At 72.4% G+C, this 17,117-nt stretch carries 16 protein-coding genes; 11 read left to right on the forward strand and 5 right to left on the reverse strand.

The annotated features are described in order from the left end of the window. Nucleotides 1-65: 65 nt before the first annotated feature. The gene (locus tag ACZCAH_RS06540; RefSeq protein WP_464340314.1) at nucleotides 66-3,269 is read right to left on the reverse strand and encodes a GH92 family glycosyl hydrolase; all 3,204 of its coding nucleotides are present in this window, start codon (nucleotides 3,267-3,269) and stop codon (nucleotides 66-68) included. A gap of 115 nt (nucleotides 3,270-3,384) precedes the next feature. Here ACZCAH_RS06540 and ACZCAH_RS06545 point away from each other — a divergent pair, with 115 nt between their 5' ends. Then, nucleotides 3,385-3,882: a hypothetical protein gene (locus tag ACZCAH_RS06545; RefSeq protein ID WP_464340315.1), complete on the forward strand. Its 498-nt coding sequence runs from the start codon at nucleotides 3,385-3,387 to the stop codon at nucleotides 3,880-3,882. Nucleotides 3,883-3,904: 22 nt separating this feature from the next. On the opposite strand, the gene ACZCAH_RS06550 is transcribed toward ACZCAH_RS06545, so the two are convergent. Further along, a complete protein-coding gene (locus tag ACZCAH_RS06550; protein ID WP_464340316.1) occupies nucleotides 3,905-4,537 on the reverse strand; it encodes a thymidine kinase in 633 nt (210 codons plus the stop codon). Between the two features lie 35 nt (nucleotides 4,538-4,572). Here ACZCAH_RS06550 and ACZCAH_RS06555 point away from each other — a divergent pair, with 35 nt between their 5' ends. From ACZCAH_RS06555 to ACZCAH_RS06570, 4 genes are all read left to right on the forward strand, one after another. Continuing rightward, nucleotides 4,573-5,274, forward strand: a complete 702-nt coding sequence (locus ACZCAH_RS06555; protein WP_464340317.1) for a mismatch-specific DNA-glycosylase — start codon at nucleotides 4,573-4,575, stop codon at nucleotides 5,272-5,274. Nucleotides 5,275-5,470: 196 nt separating this feature from the next. Further along, the gene (locus ACZCAH_RS06560; protein WP_464340318.1) at nucleotides 5,471-6,577 is read left to right on the forward strand and encodes a baeRF2 domain-containing protein; all 1,107 of its coding nucleotides are present in this window, start codon (nucleotides 5,471-5,473) and stop codon (nucleotides 6,575-6,577) included. A 162-nt stretch (nucleotides 6,578-6,739) separates the two neighbouring features. Next, on the forward strand, nucleotides 6,740-7,066 hold the full coding sequence (locus ACZCAH_RS06565) for a plasmid stabilization protein (protein ID WP_464340319.1): 327 nt from the start codon (nucleotides 6,740-6,742) through the stop codon (nucleotides 7,064-7,066). Between the two features lie 221 nt (nucleotides 7,067-7,287). Next, nucleotides 7,288-8,667, forward strand: coding sequence for a TerC family protein (locus tag ACZCAH_RS06570; protein WP_464340320.1), 1,380 nt, complete (start codon nucleotides 7,288-7,290; stop codon nucleotides 8,665-8,667). Nucleotides 8,668-8,786: 119 nt separating this feature from the next. On the opposite strand, the gene ACZCAH_RS06575 is transcribed toward ACZCAH_RS06570, so the two are convergent. Both ACZCAH_RS06575 and ACZCAH_RS06580 read right to left on the reverse strand, forming a co-directional pair. Next, a complete protein-coding gene (locus ACZCAH_RS06575; RefSeq protein ID WP_464340321.1) occupies nucleotides 8,787-9,434 on the reverse strand; it encodes a lysoplasmalogenase in 648 nt (215 codons plus the stop codon). Between the two features lie 20 nt (nucleotides 9,435-9,454). Continuing rightward, the gene (locus tag ACZCAH_RS06580) at nucleotides 9,455-9,904 is read right to left on the reverse strand and encodes a globin domain-containing protein (RefSeq protein WP_464340322.1); all 450 of its coding nucleotides are present in this window, start codon (nucleotides 9,902-9,904) and stop codon (nucleotides 9,455-9,457) included. A gap of 377 nt (nucleotides 9,905-10,281) precedes the next feature. Here ACZCAH_RS06580 and ACZCAH_RS06585 point away from each other — a divergent pair, with 377 nt between their 5' ends. The 4 genes from ACZCAH_RS06585 to ACZCAH_RS06600 all read left to right on the forward strand — a co-directional run bounded on the left by ACZCAH_RS06585 (nucleotide 10,282) and on the right by ACZCAH_RS06600 (nucleotide 13,652). Continuing rightward, the gene (locus tag ACZCAH_RS06585; protein ID WP_464340323.1) at nucleotides 10,282-11,268 is read left to right on the forward strand and encodes a transglycosylase family protein; all 987 of its coding nucleotides are present in this window, start codon (nucleotides 10,282-10,284) and stop codon (nucleotides 11,266-11,268) included. A 219-nt stretch (nucleotides 11,269-11,487) separates the two neighbouring features. Further along, nucleotides 11,488-12,249 (forward strand): MerR family transcriptional regulator, encoded by a 762-nt coding sequence (locus ACZCAH_RS06590; RefSeq protein ID WP_464340324.1) that lies wholly within the window; start codon nucleotides 11,488-11,490, stop codon nucleotides 12,247-12,249. A 176-nt stretch (nucleotides 12,250-12,425) separates the two neighbouring features. After that, entirely contained in the window at nucleotides 12,426-13,232 is an 807-nt protein-coding gene (locus tag ACZCAH_RS06595; RefSeq protein ID WP_464340325.1) for a SurA N-terminal domain-containing protein, read from the forward strand. A gap of 99 nt (nucleotides 13,233-13,331) precedes the next feature. After that, nucleotides 13,332-13,652, forward strand: coding sequence for a putative quinol monooxygenase (locus tag ACZCAH_RS06600; RefSeq protein ID WP_464340326.1), 321 nt, complete (start codon nucleotides 13,332-13,334; stop codon nucleotides 13,650-13,652). An 88-nt stretch (nucleotides 13,653-13,740) separates the two neighbouring features. Here ACZCAH_RS06600 and ACZCAH_RS06605 read toward each other — a convergent pair whose 3' ends face one another. Continuing rightward, nucleotides 13,741-14,688 (reverse strand): L-lactate dehydrogenase, encoded by a 948-nt coding sequence (locus ACZCAH_RS06605; protein ID WP_464340327.1) that lies wholly within the window; start codon nucleotides 14,686-14,688, stop codon nucleotides 13,741-13,743. 295 nt (nucleotides 14,689-14,983) lie between these two features. On the opposite strand from ACZCAH_RS06605, the gene ACZCAH_RS06610 reads away from it, so the two are divergent. After that, a complete protein-coding gene (locus tag ACZCAH_RS06610) occupies nucleotides 14,984-16,156 on the forward strand; it encodes a Gfo/Idh/MocA family protein (RefSeq protein ID WP_464340328.1) in 1,173 nt (390 codons plus the stop codon). 106 nt (nucleotides 16,157-16,262) lie between these two features. Continuing rightward, nucleotides 16,263-17,111, forward strand: coding sequence for a sugar phosphate isomerase/epimerase family protein (locus ACZCAH_RS06615; RefSeq protein WP_464340329.1), 849 nt, complete (start codon nucleotides 16,263-16,265; stop codon nucleotides 17,109-17,111). Nucleotides 17,112-17,117: the final 6 nt, after the last annotated feature.

Raw genomic sequence — 17,117 nt, forward strand, 5'->3', positions numbered from 1 at the left:
GACCCTGCCCTGGGTGCTCCTGGACCGCCGAGCCGGCACGCCGCTCAGCGGCCGCGGCGGGCTGCTCAGGCGAGCAGCTCGACTTGCGCCAGGCGCAGCGGACCCTGAGCGGTCGTTATCACCAGTCGGTGATGGTCCATCGCCTGCGGTGAGGCGAGGAGGAAGGGTCGCGTCTGCCGGCGCCAGCGGAAGGTCTCGCCGCCGCGAGCGTCCAGCACCTGCCAGGTGCGGCCGTCGCGGGAGCCCTCGAGCCGCCAGGCGATCGGGTCGCCGCCCTCCTCCGCGCCCGAGGTGAGGGTGAGATAGCGGGCCGTCAGCGCCTCCTCGAGCACCGGCAGGTCGATGACCGCGGTCCGCTCCTCCCAGTGCCGCTCCGTGCCGGAGTCGTCGTCGAGCAGCGGATCGGACGGAACGCGGGGCAGCAGGTCCACGAGCGGGTGCGCGCGGCCGCCGGGCGGGGTGAGCGAGGGCGGCACCGCGTCGAAGCCGTCGGGCTCCGCCCCGAGCGCGACCTCGATCCGGCCGCGCAGCGCCGAGTGCTCGATCCAGGGGCCGGGGAGCGCGGCGCCGTCCGCGGTGACGCCCTGCAGCGCGACCTCGCCGGAGCGCGCGGCGGGGGCGTGCACGCTGAACGGCTCGCCGCCGAGCGGCCGCACCCGCGCCTCCTCGAACAGCGGCGCGACCAGGTGGTAGCGCTCCGTCGCGAGCTGCAGCGGGTACAGGCCGAGCGCCGTGAACAGCCACCACGCGCTCATCTCGCCGTTGTCCTCGTCGCCCGGGTAGCCCTGGCCGATCTGCTCGCCGACGAACAGCCGACGCTGCACCTCCCGCACCACCTCGGCGGCGCGCTGCGGCGAGCCGGCATGGTGGAACAGGAAGGGGATGTGGTGGGCCGGCTGGTTGGAGACCCCGAACTGCCCCATGCGCACGGCGCGCGCCTCGGTCATCTCGTGGATCACGTGGCCGTAGGTGCCCTTCCGATCCGCCCGCTCCGGGGTCGCGAAGAACTCCTCGAGCTGGGCGTGGAGGGCATCGTGCCCGCCGTAGAGGTCCGCGAGCCCCTCGCCGTCGTGCGGGACGTGGAAGGCGAAGTTCCAGCCGTCGGTCTCCGTGAAGTCCCCGCCCCAGCTGAGCGGGTCGAACTCCTCGGGCGTCGTCGCGAAGGCGCCGTCGCGGCGTCGACCCTGGAAGAAGCGGATCGCCGGGTCGAAGAGCAGGGCATAGCCCCGCGAGCGGTCGCGCAGGTAGGCCGCCTCCTCGCGGAGGGTCTCAGCCCGCGCCGCGTCCTCGGTGCGCTCGGCCAGCAGCGCGGCGTGCACGGCGAGGCCGGCGTCGTTGATGTGGGCCTCGAGCGCCCAGGACACGGACTCCGGGGTGTCGGTGTCGACGTAGCCGGTGAACACGGCACGCTCATTGCCCTTGCGCCCGACCTCGGGGAAGGGCGGGGCGACGGTCGCATTGCGCAGTCCGGAGAGATAGGCGGCCTCCGGATCCGGCAGCTCGACGCCCTTGACCAGGAGATCGGCGAAGGCGATGTCGCTGCTGGTCCCGGTCATGCAGTCGGCGTAGCCGGGCGAGGACCAGCGGGCGATCCAGCCGCCCTCGCGGAACTGCTGCACGAAGCCGTCGGCGAGCTCGGCGGCGAGCTCCGGGTACAGCAGGGCGTAGGCGGGCCACGCGGTGCGGTAGGTGTCCCAGAAGCCGTTGTTGACGTGCATCCGCCCGGGGAGGACCTGGGCGTTGGTGCGCGTATCGGTCGCCTCGCCCTTGACCGGCAGGACGGGGCTCGCGTGCACCGGCTCGGGGCGCTGCAGGGTGCCCGCGTCCTCCCAGTGCGAGTTGGGGTAGAGGTTCAGGCGGTAGAGGTTGCCGTAGAGGGTGCGGCGCTCGGCGGGGCTCGCCCCGGGCACCTCGATCACCTCGAGCCGCTCGGTCCAGGCGGCGTGGGCGTCGCGGCGCACCTGCTCGAGGGAGCGTCGCTCGACCTCCCGGGCGAAGGTACGCCGTGCCTGATCGATCCCGACGAAGCTGGTCACCAGGCGCACCGTCACCCGGGTCGTGCCGGGCGCGAAGCTGAGCACGGAGGCCCCGGGCGTGGCGCCGGAGGCCGGCCCGACGGACTCCGGCGCGGGGCTCACCTCGCCGAGCACGAACATGCGGGTCGACCCGTCGGCCCGGGCGTAGCCCTCGGCGAGTCCCGAGTCGACCCACGCGTGGAAGCGGCCGTCGAAGACGGCACCGGCGGCGTCGATCCGGCAATGCCGGTCCACGCCCTCCAGCAGCAGGTGGCGCGGCCCCTCCTCGACGGGGAGGTCCACCTCGAGGATCGCCCCGTGGTCGGTGGGGGCGAGGCGCACGGTGAGGTCGCCGTCCAGGGGCGCCTCGTACAGGTCGGGGCGCGCGGTCTCCGTCGCATGGTCGAAGCCCCGGGCGCGGCCCTCCGGGGAGGCGTCCGGCTCCTCCCCGAGCAGCGGCATCATCACGAACTGGTTGCGGTCGCCCATCCAGGGGCTCGGCTGGTGGCTGATCGCGAGCCCCTGCAGACGGGGGCGGTTGTCCTCCCCGCCGCGCCGGTGCCACTCGTAGAGCCAGCGACGGGTGCGCGCATCGGTCACCGGGGTGAAGAAGGCGAAACCGTTGGGGATCGCGGTGAGCGGGAGGGTGTTGCCGCGGGAGAAGTCCCCGGAGGAGTAGGTGCCGCGGCGCGTGTCGACCCAGGCGACGGGGTCCTCGAGCGGCGGATCGGCGGGGCGCGCGGCGAGACGGGGGCCGTCGAGGAAGCCGTGCAGCTCCACCCCGGTGCCGATCGGCTCGCCCTGGTCGTCGTGCTGCGGTGCGGCGACGCTCAGCAGCACCTTGGCGACGGTGCGGCCGACGGCGTCCTCGAGCCCCACCTGCACGTCGTTCCACTGATCGGCGTACAGGATCCGCGCCGCACCCATCCCCTCGGCGGTCGCCCGGGTCCCGTACTGGTCGCGGGGGTCGAGCTGGGAGAGACGGCTGCCGTCGGTGAACTCGAGGTCGATCGCGGCGTGGGTCGCACCCCAGCTCAGCGCGGGATCCAGCACGGGGTGCAGGAACCAGCGCAGCTGCTCGCCGGCGCCGATGGTGCGGCCGACGAGGGAGGGCGCCCCCTCGTGCCCGTCCACGGCGACCTCGGCCCGCTCCCCCGGCTCGATCACGTACATGAGGGTCTCGGGCGCGAGGAACCCGGCACCGTCCCTGCTGGTGGGCGAGCCGACGGGACCGGGGTCTGCGGTGACGATCATGCCCACCAGCGTATCGAGCGCGGCGGGCGTGCGGAGTTCTCCCCACGCCGCGGACGTGCGCCGACGTCCCCCGTGCGGGATACTCGGGGCGAGCACTGAGATCCGAGGGGGACCGATGGCCTACGCACAGCCGCAGGGGATGATGCCGACCGCCGGCGGGGGCCGTGCTAGGCGCCCCACCTGGCACTGGATGCTGATCGGGGGCGTCGCGCTGTTCCTCGCCCTGATCGTCCTCGCCCTGGCGGTGCTGATCGGCTGGCGGATCCTGGGTCGCGGCGATCCGGCGGACACCGTCGACGACTTCTACTCCTCGCTGCAGGAGGCCGACTGCGATCTCTTCATGGAGTCGACCACCGAGGAGTTCCGCTCCGCGACGGGGCTGACCTCGTGCGCGATCTTCGACGAGAACATCGTCGGGACCGACGCGATCACCTACGAGGTCAACGACCGCATCAACCGACAGGGTTACGCGATCTTCGAGGTCACCGAGACCTACACCGTCGACGGCCAGTCCGAGTCCGCGGACCTCCGCTATTACGTGCGGCGGATCGACGGGCAGTGGGACCTCGACGGCATCGAGCTGCTCACCGAGGACTCGGTCCCGATCACCTGATCGCCCGCGGTCTCAGGCGGGCTCACCCGGTCGAGGCCGCGCCAGGAGCAGAGCCGGCGCCGGGCGCCCCCGAGGCGCCGGTCTCCCGGAGATCACGGTGCCTCCGGCAGCGCGCCTGATAGGACTCGACCCCTCCCACCTGCTCCGCGGTCGCCGACCTCGGATCGCCGGTGCTCCCCGCGAGCCGCACGTGGAAGGCCGCGTCCCGACCGCACACGGTGCACACCGCGGTGAGCTTCACGACCTCCTCGGCGAGCGCCATCAGCGTCGGCACCGGCTCGAACCCGTCCCCGTCGTAGGTGACGCAGAGCCCCGCCGCCTCGACCTGCACGCCCGCGTCGAGGAGGGCGTCGATCGCGAGCACGAGCCCGGGACCGAAGAACTGCGCCTCGTCGATCGCCACGAGATCGGGCGGCTCCCCGGCGAGCAGCGCGGAGAGCTCCCCGGGGGTGCTCATCATCCGTGCGGGCAGCGAGGCGCCCAGGTGGGTGCGCAGCCGCTCCGCCCCCGCCCGGGTGTCGAGGGCATGGCCGATCACCTCGACGCGCGCCCCGGCGAGGCGGGAGCGACGCACGCGGCGCAGCAGCTCCTCGGTCTTCCCCGCGAACATCGGTCCGGCGATCACGTGCAGGCGTCCTGCCTCGCTGCGGTGCATGCGGTCAGCCTACGGCGCGGCGCTACAGTGCAGAGGTGAGCTCACGACGCCCCTCCCCGTTGCACGGCGCGCGCCCCACCCGCGCGGATCTCGCCGCCGTGGACACCACCGATCCCTGCGCGCTGGACGACGTGCTGCCCGCGGTGCCGGACACCCTGAGGCTGTTGATCGTGGGGATCAACCCGGGGCTGTGGACCGCGGCCGTGCGCGCCCCCTTCGCCCATCCGGGGAACCGCTTCTGGCCCTCGCTGCACCGCGCCGGGCTGACGTCGCGCCTCGTGGATGCCTCCCGCGGTCTCGACCTCGCCGACGAGCAGGACCTGCTGGACCGCGGCCTCGGGATCACGAATCTCGTGGGCCGGGCGACCGCGCGCGCCGCCGAGCTGGACCGCGAGGAGCTGCGCGCGGGCGGAGCGGCCCTGCTCGGGCGCCTGCCGCGGCTGCGACCCCGCGTCGTCGCGATCGCGGGCATCACCGCCTTCCGCAGCGCCTTCGGAGTGCCCAGGGCCCGGCTCGGCCGCCAGGATCCGGGCACGGTCGCCGGCTGGCCCGAGGGGCCCGGCGCCCCTGTGCTGTGGGTCGTGCCGCAGCCCAGCGGGCTGAACGCCCACGCCACGGTCGACTCGCTCGCCGCGACCTGGCGGGAGGTCGCGGCCGAGGCGGGCGTCCCCACCGAGGGATCCGAGCCCGTCCGTCCAGCTCGGGAATCGGGTGCCGCCGGGCCGCGCGGTGCGTGAGCGGGCCGGATCCTGCCATCGCACCCCGCGGATGCTCCCGATCGGTCGGCACCGGGTCGCCTGCGGGCACGCGGCCTCCTGAACTCCCTTGCCGCGGCCGGGGCCGCGTGGAAGGGTGGTGCGGATCCAGGCGGGGCGATGAGGCCGAGCCGAGCGCACGGCCCTCCCCGCACGTCGCGCACGCAGGAGGTACCTGGTGAAGCTGCCCTGGCTCACGGCCGCCCTCGACGGGACGGGCCCCGTCGTCTCCGTCCATCTCGACACCACGCGCACGGACCCGCAATCCGCCGGCGAGCTCGAGGCCCGCTGGGCGCAGATGCGCTCGGGACTCGCCGCTGACGGCGCCCCGGAAAGGGTGCTCGCGGAGATCGAGGACTCCGTGCTCAGCCCCTCCCGCCTCGGAGGGCGGCACGGGCGCTCGGTCTTCGCGACCGACGACGGGATCCTCGTGGACCGGGTGCTGCCGGCGCCGCCGCTGCAGGAGTCCGCTCACCGCGGCGAGTTCCCCCAGCTGCTGCCGCTCGTGCAGGTGATCCCCTTCGCCGTCAGCCAGCTGCTGGTGGTGGTGGATCGAGCCGGAGCGGACCTGCACCTGCGCGCCCCCGAGAACCCGTCGATCGTCCACGGCTCCCCCGGGCTCGGCGAGGACGCGCAGGTCGAGGGCGGCCATGACGTGCTGCACAAGGCCGGGGTGGGCGGCGGCGCCCAGCATGGCTGGCGCGCCGACAACTCCGAGGCCCGGGTCGAGGACTCCTGGGAGCGCAACGCGGACGCGGTGGCGGCGGCTGTCGAGCGGACGCTGCGGGAGCACCGCGTGGACATGGTGATGCTCAGCGGCGACGTGCGGGCGATGGGTCTGCTGCGGGAGGCGCTGGGTCGCGAGGCCCGTGAGCGGATCCTCGAGGTGCCCGGCGGGAGCCGGGGCGCGGCGCTGGACCGGGGCCCCTTCCGCGAGGCGCTCACCCGCACCACGCTCGAGGTCATCGCCGCACGGCAGCAGGCGCTCGCCGACCGCTTCCGGGAGAGCCAGGCCCGCGACGGCGCCTCGGTCGCCGGTGCCGCCGAGGTCGCCCAGGCGCTCGGCCGCGGACAGGTCGAGGAGCTCGTCCTGGTCACCGGTCACGAACCGGCGGGCATCGAGGAGCTGCTGCGCGGGGCCCTGGCGACCGACGCGGCGATCTCGGCGCTCCAGGAGGACACGCTCGGGATCCCCGAAGGGGTCGGGGCGCTGCTGCGCTGGAAGGACGAGGCCACCCCGTCCAACAGCATCGGCTCGATGTCCGGGGATCACGGCCGGGAGTGAGGCCGTCCGGCCGGCCCGCCGGCCCTTCGAGGCCCTGCGGCGGCCCGGCCGGCGGCCAGCGGATCGACCGTTCGGTCCGTCCCCTCGACACCGAGCGACGCCGCGGCAGGATGGAGGAGCGGCCGCCGTCCGGCGGGCCGAGTGCACCGATCAGGAGGAGACATGCCCGAGGCATGGAGCGCGAAGCGCGAGCGTCAGTACGAGCACATCAAGCAGAGCCAGCTCGACCGGGGGGTCTCCGCGGACGAAGCCGAGGAGATCGCCGCGCGCACGGTCAACAAGACCCGTGCGCAGGAGGGCGAGTCCGAGGAAGCCAGCCGCACGTCCCTCGAGGACAAGTCGCCGTCCGAGCGGGGCGGCGAGCGCTCGCACAGCGGAGCGCAGGGACGCACGAAGGAGCAGCTCTACCAGGACGCCCGCCGACAGGGTGTCGAGGGCCGGTCGACGATGGACAAGGACGAGCTGGAGCAGGCGGTCGAGGACCGCTGAGGGGTGCAGCGGGCGCTGCGTCGGCGGAGACCCTGATCGCAGGGTCTTCCCAGGTGCGGAGGGTCCCCGTGTAGAATCGCGGACGGCAACGGGGGAGTATCCGCCACGCTGTGCACGTCATCACGAGGGCCGACAGGGGCGCTCCGGGCGCAGCGGCCCATCGGCTCGGTCGAGGGGTGGAGAGACCCGGGTCTCCCGATTCGACCCCCGAAAGTAGAGCCATGACCGTCTCCCCGCTCGTCTGGATCCTCACCGTCGTGGCGATCCTGGGCCTTCTGGCCTTCGACTACATCTTCCACGTGCGCAAGGCGCACATCCCCACGCTGCGCGAGGCCGCCGTCTGGTCCGCGATCTACGTGGGCATCGCCCTCGCCTTCGGCGTCGGCGTGCTCGCCCTCGGCGGCGTGGACATGGGCACCGAGTACTTCGCCGGATACGTCACCGAGAAGGCCCTCTCGGTCGACAACCTCTTCGTGTTCCTCGTGATCATGAGCGCCTTCGCCGTGCCCCGCGAGGACCAGCAGAAGGTGCTGCTCTTCGGCATCACCTTCGCGATCGTGGCCCGCACCGGCATGATCCTGGCCGGTGCGGCCGCGATCGACGCCTTCTCCTGGGCCTTCTACATCTTCGGCGCGATCCTGCTGTTCACCGCGATCAAGATGCTCCTCGAGGAGTTGCGCGAGAAGGACGACGAGGCCGGCGAGGGCTTCTTCGTCCGCGTGGTCAAGCGGTTCCTGCCCGCCACCGACGAGTACGACGGCGACAAGCTGTTCACCATCGAGAACGGCAAGCGCGTCCTCACCCCGATGCTGCTGGTGATGATCGCGATCGGCGGCACCGACCTGCTGTTCGCGCTCGACTCGATCCCGGCAATCTTCGGCCTGACCCAGAACACCTACATCGTGTTCACCGCGACGGTGTTCTCGCTGCTGGGCCTGCGCCAGCTCTACTTCCTCATCGACGGCCTGCTGGACCGGCTCGTGTACCTGTCCTACGGGCTCTCGATCATCCTCGCGTTCATCGGCGTGAAGCTCGTGGTCCACGCGCTGCACGAGAACGAGCTGGCCTTCATCAACGGCGGCGAGGCGGTGCACGCGATCCCGGAGATCACCACCGCGTTCTCCCTGTCCGTGATCGTCGGCGTCCTCGTCGTCACCGTTCTCGCCTCGCTGCTCTCCCCCAAGGGCCGGGCGCAGGCCGCGGTGAACGACGCCCACCGCGAGGCGCAGGCCTACGTCGAGATGACCTACGCCTCGTTCGAGCAGCGACGCGATGCGCTGTACGCGCGGATGATCGAGCACGAGAAGGCCATCGAGGCGCTGCCCGCGAAGTACCAGGACATGGTCGTCGAGGAGCGCAACGTCCTCGAGCTGCTCGCCGATGCCCACCGCATCCACGAGCTGCGCCAGGCCCACAACGACCGCGGCGAGCGCAGCGACGAGCAGCCGGAGGGCCTGGTCGTCACCCGCCCGGACGGCACCGTCGCGACCGATCCCAGCGGCAACGTCATCACCGTCGCCGAGGAGGAGCGGATCCGCACCGAGAAGGAGGCCAAGCGCCGCGCCCGTCAGCAGGAGCGCGAGGCGTACAGCCGCAGCTGACGCGGCGAGGTCGTCGTCGACTGCTGGCGCCTGGCGTACTGGTACGCCTCTATGCCTCTATGGGCGTCGTGGCACGCCGGGCGCCGGTGCTCGTCCGCGTCGGGGTGGCGTGACGGCGCTCAGTCCCGCGCGACCGCCGGGTCCTGCTGCAGCGCGGCGAGCACCAGCATCAGCTGGGCGGCGAGATAGGTGACCATGACCCACGCGCCGTGGGTCGGCAGCGTCAGCACGCCGAAGGCGTTCAGCGCGATCAGTGCATCGGAGAGCACGAACACCGCCGCCCCGATCCCGCCGAGCCTGCCGAGCCCCGTCGCGAGGCCGGCCATCGCCACGATCGCCCCGGCGTAGACCACGATCGCCGGGAGCAGGATGCCGGCCCGGGGAGCGCACAGGAGGATGATCACGATCGCCGCCGCGAGATAGGGCAGCAGCAGGACGGGCCGACGCAGCACGCTGCGCTCCCGCAGCGGCCAGAAGGCGCCCGCGTAGACGAGCTGCGCGAGCAGGAAGCAGCCCACCATCGCGAGGAAGGCCGCATCCCCCGCGAGCAGTCGGGGCACCGAGTCCCCGAGCCAGGAGAAGAGCAGCCCGAGGAGGACCCACCGCACCAGGCGCGGTCGCGGCGTCGAGGTGCCCGCGAGGAGCGCGACGGCGAGGAGCGGCATCACCAGGAGCTGCGTCAGGTCCGCCGTCGACCGATGACCGAGCAGCTGGGCGAGGAGGTGCAACGCCCCGACGACCAGATACACCCCCAGTGCCCCTCGCATGGGGCGGAGACTACCGGGGCTCAGCGGCCGACGGGGCCGTCCCAGTCCCAGCGGTGGACGGGCCGGTCCGCGGAGACCTCCGCCGCGGAGGTCGCGAACTCGTTCATCACGGTGCGGGTCGCCCACGCCCAGGAGGCGGAGATGGCCGACGCGGCGGGCTCGGGGATATCCGCTGCGGCGATCGCTCGGTCGAACACCGCGATGCCTGCCGCGTCGAAGTCCTCGTGGACGCCGTTGCCGGCATGGATCCGGTCGATATGGGCGGCGGGGCCGTAGGACCCGGTGTATCGCGGCGGGCCGCCGAGGGCCTCGCCGAGATAGGCGGCGAGCCGCTCCACATGGTCCTCGGCATATCCGTGGGAGAAGGCATGGGAGACGAGCGGGTCCTCGAGGGCGAGGTCGTGCCAGTGACGGGAGAGGCGGGGGAGGGCGTCCGGGCCGCCCGCCGCCTCGCAGATGCTGCGCCGCATGGCCCGGATGTTACGCCTCCCGGGGCGCAGGTCGGATCGTCTCGCCGGCATCATCCGTCGCCCCGTGTGGACCCGCTCTGGAGCCGCCGGTCAGCGGGCGTCCAGGATCGTGATCTGTCCGGCAGCCCCGAGAGGACCCGCACAGGATCCTCACGACTCCTCACGAACCCGGCGTCGGTGCAGGTCAGCGCTCCGCGTCACGTAAAGGGTGGACCATGCGCCGCTACTCGGAGGGTCACGCCGGGCCCGGGAGGGGCGTCGCGGACTTGATCCGCCCGGGGGCCGCTCCCCTACGGTGTCCGCCGTCCAGCTCCGCGGGAGCACCGTCGATGAGCGGTGGCCGCCGCGGGAACCGCGAGACCTGTGAAAGGACACCCATGTCCCGGCACAACACCCACCGTTCCACCCCGTCCGTCGGCGTCGTCCGCCGCGGCCTCACCCGTTCGGCCGTCGCCCTGGCCGGAGGCGCCGTCGTCGCCTCGGGCATGCTCGCCCTGACCACGACCTCCGCGAGCGCCGCGAGCGGCTGGGACGAGGTCGCCGCCTGCGAGTCCGGCGGAGACTGGTCGATCAACACCGGCAACGGCTACTACGGCGGCCTGCAGTTCTCCCAGCAGACCTGGGAGGGCTTCAGCGGCACTGAGTACGCCTCGAGCGCCGACCAGGCCTCCAAGAGCGAGCAGATCGCCGTGGCCGAGCGCGTGCTCGCCGAGCAGGGCCCCGGCGCGTGGCCCACCTGCGGCGTCGCCCTCTCCGGCGGCGCCGACACCGGCGGCGCGCCCGCCGCCGACGAGTCCGACGCGGACGACTCCTCCGAGTCGGAGCAGGACGACTCCTCGCAGCAGGAGCAGCAGTCCACCGAGAGCCGCGAGTCGGACGAGCAGGCGAACCGCTCCACCGAGCGCGAGAGCTCCGAGCCCCAGGGTGACTGGAGCTGCAACGGCGACGGCATCGCCGACAACTGCGACGACAACGGCTTCACGAAGGAGACCGAGCAGGAGCAGCCCGAGCAGGAGGAGGCCCCGGCCGAGGAGTCCGCTCCGGCCGAGCAGGATTCCGCGGACGAGCCCGGCTCGCGCGCGACCGGCGACCTCTCGGTGGCCGGCACCCTCGAGGTGGACGGGAAGATGGGCACCGAAACCATCACCGCCCTCCAGGACTGGCTGGGTGTCGAGCAGACCGGCGAGATGGACGAGGAGACCACCCTCGCCCTGCAGGCATGGTCGAAGACCGACCAGGACGGCGTGATCGGTGAGGACACCGTCGCCGGGCTGCAGCACGAGGTCGGTGCCACCCAGAACGGCTCCGACGAGATCGACGAGGACACCGTCGAGGTGCTGCAGGCCTTCCTCAACCTGTACTGATCCCGCATGCCCTGCCGCGCAGCCCGCGCGGCACTGCGATCCCGGACGGCCGGGCCGCCCTCGAGGCGGCCCGGCCGTCCCGCGTTCCGGAGGGCGGGCCTGCAGGGCGCGAGGCCTGCGCCTCTCGAAACTCGTGCCGCCGACCCCTTGTGCTTGACGCGACGTCACCCGACACAGTGGGTCATGCACCGAACGCGACGGCCGACGAGAGGAGAGGCGATGAGCACCCGGGACTGGCCGATGCAGGAGATCGTGCGGCTCACCGGCACCACGAGCCGCACCCTGCGGCACTACCAGCAGGTGGGCCTGCTCGAGCCGTCCCGCATCGGGCACGGCGGCCAGCGGTTCTACGACCGCACCGGTCTGCTGCGCCTGCAGCGGATCCTCGTGCTGCGCGAGCTCGGCCTGGGCCTGCCGGAGATCGGCCGGGTGCTCGCCGAGAGCGTCGACCTGGCGACGGCCCTGCGGGAGCATGCGGCGCAGCTCGACCTCGAGCAGGAGCGCCTCGCCCGGGTCGCCGCCTCGGTGCGCGCCACCCTCACCATGATCGTGACAGGAGGAGAGCTCGTGACCGAGACGATGTTCGACGGATTCGACCACACGCAGCACCGGGAGGAGGTGGAGCAGCGCTGGGGGCCGGAGGCCTACGCCCGCGCCGATCGCTGGTGGCGCTCGGTGACCGAGGCCGACCGCCGCCGGTTCCAGCAGGAGCTGACCGACGTCGTGGACGGCTTCGCGGAGCTCGTCGCCCGCGGGGCCGACGCCGCGGACCCCGCGACGCGGGAGCTCACCGGGCGGCTGCACACCTGGGTGTCACACGGCTGGGGCGGGCGGGCCCCGGAGGCGGAGGCCTTCACGGGCCTCGGCGAGCTCTACGTCGCCGATCCCCGCTTCGGGCGGACCTTCTCGCGGGACGGCGTCGAGCTCGCCCCCTTCGTGCGCGACGCGATGCGCGAGTACGCCCGGACCGTGCTGCGCTGACCCGCGAGGACCCCGCGTGCCGCGTGGTGCGACCGGGTCGGAACGTTCCGGCCCGATCGCACCGCGGGGCGAGAGTCATCGCACACGGCCCCCGCAGCCGCCTCGCGACCCCCGGGTCGGACCGGTACGGTCGCCGACGCCGTCCACCTGGAGCACCCGACCCTCAGGAGGTCCGCATGACCGGCACCCCCACCACCCGTACTTTCCGCACCGCCGTCGCGGTGCGCACGGCCGCCGCTGCCCTCGCCGTCGGCGCCGCCCTGGGCCTCGCCGCGTGCGGGCCCGAGGACCCGGCCCCGTCCGGCGCGAGCGATGCCGGAGGCGCCGCCCCGCCCGCCGCGAGCGACGGCGGCGGGGAGCAGGCCCTCCCCCAGCCCGACACCTCCTCGATCCCCGAGATCGTCGCCAAGGTGAACGGCGAGCGGATCATCCGCGAGGAGTTCGTGCCCGTCTACGAGGCGCAGTTCCAGCAGGCCGCGATGCAGCAGCAGACCACCGGGCAAGCGGTCGACGAGGCCACCCTGCAGCAGCAGGTCGCCGATCAGCTGGTCGACAACCGCCTGCTGCAGCAGGCCGCGGCCGACTCCGGCATCGAGGCGACGGAGGCCGACATCGACGCGACCCTCGACCAGATCGCCCAGCAGAACGGCCTCGGTTCCGGGGACGAGGTGGTCCAGACCCTCGCCCAGCAGGGGGTGGCCGAGGAGCAGGTCCGCGAGGATGCCGCGACCCAGTTCGTGCTGACCACCTATGTCACCCAGGAGGGCGGCATCACCGAGCCGACGGAGGAGGAGCTGCGCGCCCAGTACGACGACCTCGTCGCCCAGCAGGAGCAGTCCGGAGCCGACACCTCGCAGGTCCCGCCCTTCGAGGAGGTCCGCGAGCAGCTGGCCCAGCAGGCCCTCACCCAGCAGCAGAACGAGGCCGCGACGACCCTCGCCGCCGAGCTGCGCGAGCAGGGGGACGTGACGATCCTGCTGTGAGTCGCGCTTCCCGCTAGGGTGCCGGACGAGACGCCCGTCCCGACCCGACCCGACCCGACCCGACCCGACCCGACCCGACCCGACCCGAGAGGACCCCTGATGATCCTGATCAACGTCAAGTTCCCCGTGAAGCCCGAGTTCGCCGACCGCTGGCCGGAGATCTCCCGGCCCTTCACCGAGGCGACCCGCGCCGAGCCCGGCAACAAGTGGTTCGAGTGGTCCCGCAGCGTCGAGGACCCCACCACCTACGTCCTGATCGAGGCGTTCACCGACGAGGGCGCGGAGCCCCATGTGAACTCCGAGCACTTCCGCATCATGCAGCAGGAGTTCCCGCAGTATCTCGCCGCAACCCCGCAGATCGTCTCCCAGCAGGTGGACGTCGAGGACTGGGGCCCCATGGGGGAGGTCACCGTCGACTGACCGCCCCGGCACCCGGGAGCCGGCCGCGCCGTCGGCCCCGGGTGATGCCGGCCCGCCGCGCCGTCGTCGGCCGCCCGCCGTCGGCTCCTCAGCCGCGCAGGTCCGCGGCGACCGCCCGCAGCGACTCCGCAGAGCGGTGCAGGGCCGCGAGCTCCGCGTCCGAGAAGGGGGTCGCCGCGATCGGACGCGCGCCGTGGCGGCCGACGACGCAGGGCACCGACAGGGCCACCCCGTCGATCCCGTGCTCCCCGTGGAGCACCGGGGCGACGGGGAGGATCGCCTGCTCGTCCCGCAGAACCGCCTCGATGATCCGGGCGCTCGAGAGCCCGATCGCGTAGTTGGTGGCGCCCTTGCCGCGAATCACCGTGTAGGCGGCGTCCCGGACGTCGACCGCGATCCGGTCGAGCTCCGCCCGGTCGAAGCCGGTGCCGTCCTCTCCGCGCCAGTCGAGGATCGGGACGGTGCCGATGGTCGCCGTGGACCAGACGGGGAACTCGGTGTCACCGTGCTCCCCCACGATCTGGGCGTGGACGCTCGAGGTCGAGACCTTCGCGCGGCGGGCGATCTCCCAGCGCAGCCGGGAGGTGTCCAGCGCCGTACCCGAGGCGAACACCCGCCCCGCCGGGAGGCCTGCGGCCTCGTCGGCGAGCAGGGTGAGCACGTCACAGGGGTTGGTCACGATGACGTGCACGGCGTCCGGGGCGACCTCGAGCAGCTGGGGCATGAGGGTACGGAGGATGCCGGCGTTGGTCTCGGCGAGCTCGATCCGGGTCTGTCCCGGCCGCTGCTTCGCACCGGCGGTGATCACGACGACGTCGCTGCCGGCGGCGACGGTGATGTCGCTGCCGCCGGAGATCTCGCTGCTGCCCGCGAAGAAGGAGCCGTGCGCGAGGTCGAGCACCTCCGCCGCGGTCTTCTCGGGCGCGACATCGTAAAGGGCGATGTGCCGGGCGCTCCCCCGGATCAGCGCCGCATAGGCGACGCTCGATCCGACAGCTCCGGCTCCGACCACGGTCAGTTTTGAGGTTCCGCTCATGCCGCGAGCGTAGAGGCCCTCGCCGGTGCGCCGACAGGGGGCGCCAAGGTGCGGGACGGACGTTCCGGGGACTGCAACGCCCTGCAACTTCCCCGCTTCCGCCACCGGGACGGCGACGATCAGGGGACGCACCGCGCGCGCCCCACGAGGGCGCGGCGACTCGACGACGAGATCGAAGGAGGATCGCCCCGCCCACCGCCGACGGCATCCGTCGGGCCCGGTTCACCACCGCGTCCTGCCGATCCGTCCGGCCCCCGGTCCGGAGCGCTCCCCTTCACGACAGAACGGAGACAGCATGTCGGAGAAGAACGTCCGCCTCGGGATCATCGGCCTCGGCGCCCAGGGAGGCATGTACGCCGGCCTCCTCCAGGACGGGAAGATCGACGGGATGACGCTCGGCGCGATCGCCGACATCGACCCCGCGAAGAGGGAGCTCGCCGCGGAGAAGCACCCGGGCGTCCCCTTCTACGACGACTACGTGACCCTGCTCGACTCGGGTGACGTGGACGCCGTGGTCACCACCGTCCCCCACTTCCTGCACGCCGAGATGACCATCGCCGCGATCGGCAAGGGCATCCACGCCCTCACCGAGAAGCCCGCGGGCGTGTACACGAAGCAGGTCGAGGAGATGAACGCCTTCGCGGCGGAGCACCCCGAGACCACCTTCGCGATCATGTTCAACCAGCGCACCAACCCGGTCTACACGGACCTCAAGGCGCTCATCGACTCCGGCGAGCTGGGCAAGCTGCGCCACACCTCGTGGATCATCACCACCTGGTGGCGTCCGCAGGGCTACTACGACCAGTCGGAGTGGCGCGCCACCTGGGGCGGCGAGGGCGGCGGCGTCCTCGTGAACCAGGCTCCCCACCAGCTGGACCTGTGGCAGTGGCTCGCGGGCACCCCGAAGAAGGTCTTCGCCAAGCTGGCCTTCGGCTTCCAGCGCGACATCGCCACCGAGGACGAGGTCAACGCGGTCGTGGACTTCGGCGACGGCGCCACCGGCCACTTCATGACCTCCACCAACGACATCATCGGCACCGACCGCCTGGAGATGCTCTTCGACCAGGGCAAGGTCGTCGTCGACGCCTCGACCAAGGTCACCGTCTACCGCCTCTCCGAGAACGAGCGCGCCCTCAGCGACAAGATGACGATGCAGGACGTCGCGAAGCTGTTCCGCGGCGAGATGGATCCGAGCTCCGTCTACACCGTCGAGGAGAAGACCTACGAGTCGCAGTGGGGTCAGCAGCACATCGCCGTCCTCACCAACTTCGCGGCCCACATCAACGACGGCACCCCGCTGATCGCCGACGGCGCCGAGGGCATCAACGGCGTGCGCCTGGCCTCGGGCATGCAGCTGTCGGCGTGGACCGGCCGCGAGATCGACCTGGTGGACTACCCGGCGGACGAGTACCTCGCCGAGCTGAACCAGCGCATCGAGGCGGAGGGCAAGTTCCCCACCCGCTCCTGAGCGCCCCCGCGACCTCGCGGCACGTCCCGGCGTCGGCCCCGTCGGCGCCGGGACAAGCCGCACCCGCACCCCACCACCAGCCACGACCTCGAAGGAGAACACGCCCATGGCCGTCCTCGGACTGCAGCTCATGATGCTCAAGGACAAGATCAACGAGAAGGGGATGTACGAGGTGCTGCGCCAGGTGCGCGAGCTCGACATCGACGCCGTCGAGGTCTCCCAGGTGGAGATGACCGACGAGCTCATCGACGACCTCGTGCGCGGCAAGGCCGACTTCACTGTGGAGACCGCAGCGATGAGCGCCTCGATAGCCCCCGGCGGCAACGGCTTCGCTCTGGAGACCGAGTTCGACCGCGCCGTCGACGCCTGCCGCCGCACCGGCGCCCGCTTCCTGCGCATCGGCATGATGCCCTTCTCGGCGATGGTGTCGAAGGAGGCGACGGAGGCCTGGGCCGCGAGCGTCGAGCCGTACGCCGCCCGCCTGGCGGAGCAGGGCATCACCCTCTGCTACCACAACCACCACGTGGACCTGATCCAGTTCGACGGCGAGCGCATCTTCGACATCGTCCGCCGGGTCGCCCCCTCGCTGCTGTTCGAGGTGGACCTCCACTGGGTCCAGCGCGGCGGTATGGCCCCGCTGGACATGCTCGAGGCCTACGCCGGCGCCTGCAAGCTCATCCACGTCAAGGACTTCCGCGTGGCCCCGATGCCGGCGGAGGCCGTGCAGCGCTTCGAGGCCGGGAAGATGGACATGAAGGAGTTCTACGGGACGTTCCTCTCCCTCGGTCAGTTCGCCGAGGTCGGCCAGGGCAACATGAACTGGCCCGCCCTCCTGCCCGCCGCCGAGAAGGCCGGGGCGGAATACTTCCTCATCGAGCAGGACGACACCTACGGCCGGGATCCGGTCGACTGCATCCGCGAGTCCCGCGAGTACCTGAAGTCCATCGGGTACTGAGCCCGG

The organism is Brachybacterium sp. B718/18, assembly GCF_055454375.1.

Bases quoted from the DNA above. Each gene is read 5' to 3' on its own strand.
- ACZCAH_RS06565 (WP_464340319.1), top strand. From the start codon at position 6,740: ATGCCCGAGGCATGGAGCGCGAAGCGCGAGCGTCAGTACGAGCACATC.
- ACZCAH_RS06600 (WP_464340326.1), top strand. From the start codon at position 13,332: ATGATCCTGATCAACGTCAAGTTCCCCGTGAAGCCCGAGTTCGCCGAC.
- ACZCAH_RS06540 (WP_464340314.1), bottom strand. From the start codon at position 3,269: ATGATCGTCACCGCAGACCCCGGTCCCGTCGGCTCGCCCACCAGCAGG.
- ACZCAH_RS06595 (WP_464340325.1), top strand. From the start codon at position 12,426: ATGACCGGCACCCCCACCACCCGTACTTTCCGCACCGCCGTCGCGGTG.
- ACZCAH_RS06610 (WP_464340328.1), top strand. From the start codon at position 14,984: ATGTCGGAGAAGAACGTCCGCCTCGGGATCATCGGCCTCGGCGCCCAG.
- ACZCAH_RS06590 (WP_464340324.1), top strand. From the start codon at position 11,488: ATGAGCACCCGGGACTGGCCGATGCAGGAGATCGTGCGGCTCACCGGC.
- ACZCAH_RS06570 (WP_464340320.1), top strand. From the start codon at position 7,288: ATGACCGTCTCCCCGCTCGTCTGGATCCTCACCGTCGTGGCGATCCTG.
- ACZCAH_RS06580 (WP_464340322.1), bottom strand. From the start codon at position 9,904: ATGCGGCGCAGCATCTGCGAGGCGGCGGGCGGCCCGGACGCCCTCCCC.
- ACZCAH_RS06605 (WP_464340327.1), bottom strand. From the start codon at position 14,688: ATGAGCGGAACCTCAAAACTGACCGTGGTCGGAGCCGGAGCTGTCGGA.
- ACZCAH_RS06575 (WP_464340321.1), bottom strand. From the start codon at position 9,434: ATGCGAGGGGCACTGGGGGTGTATCTGGTCGTCGGGGCGTTGCACCTC.
- ACZCAH_RS06615 (WP_464340329.1), top strand. From the start codon at position 16,263: ATGGCCGTCCTCGGACTGCAGCTCATGATGCTCAAGGACAAGATCAAC.
- ACZCAH_RS06545 (WP_464340315.1), top strand. From the start codon at position 3,385: ATGGCCTACGCACAGCCGCAGGGGATGATGCCGACCGCCGGCGGGGGC.
- ACZCAH_RS06585 (WP_464340323.1), top strand. From the start codon at position 10,282: ATGTCCCGGCACAACACCCACCGTTCCACCCCGTCCGTCGGCGTCGTC.
- ACZCAH_RS06550 (WP_464340316.1), bottom strand. From the start codon at position 4,537: ATGCACCGCAGCGAGGCAGGACGCCTGCACGTGATCGCCGGACCGATG.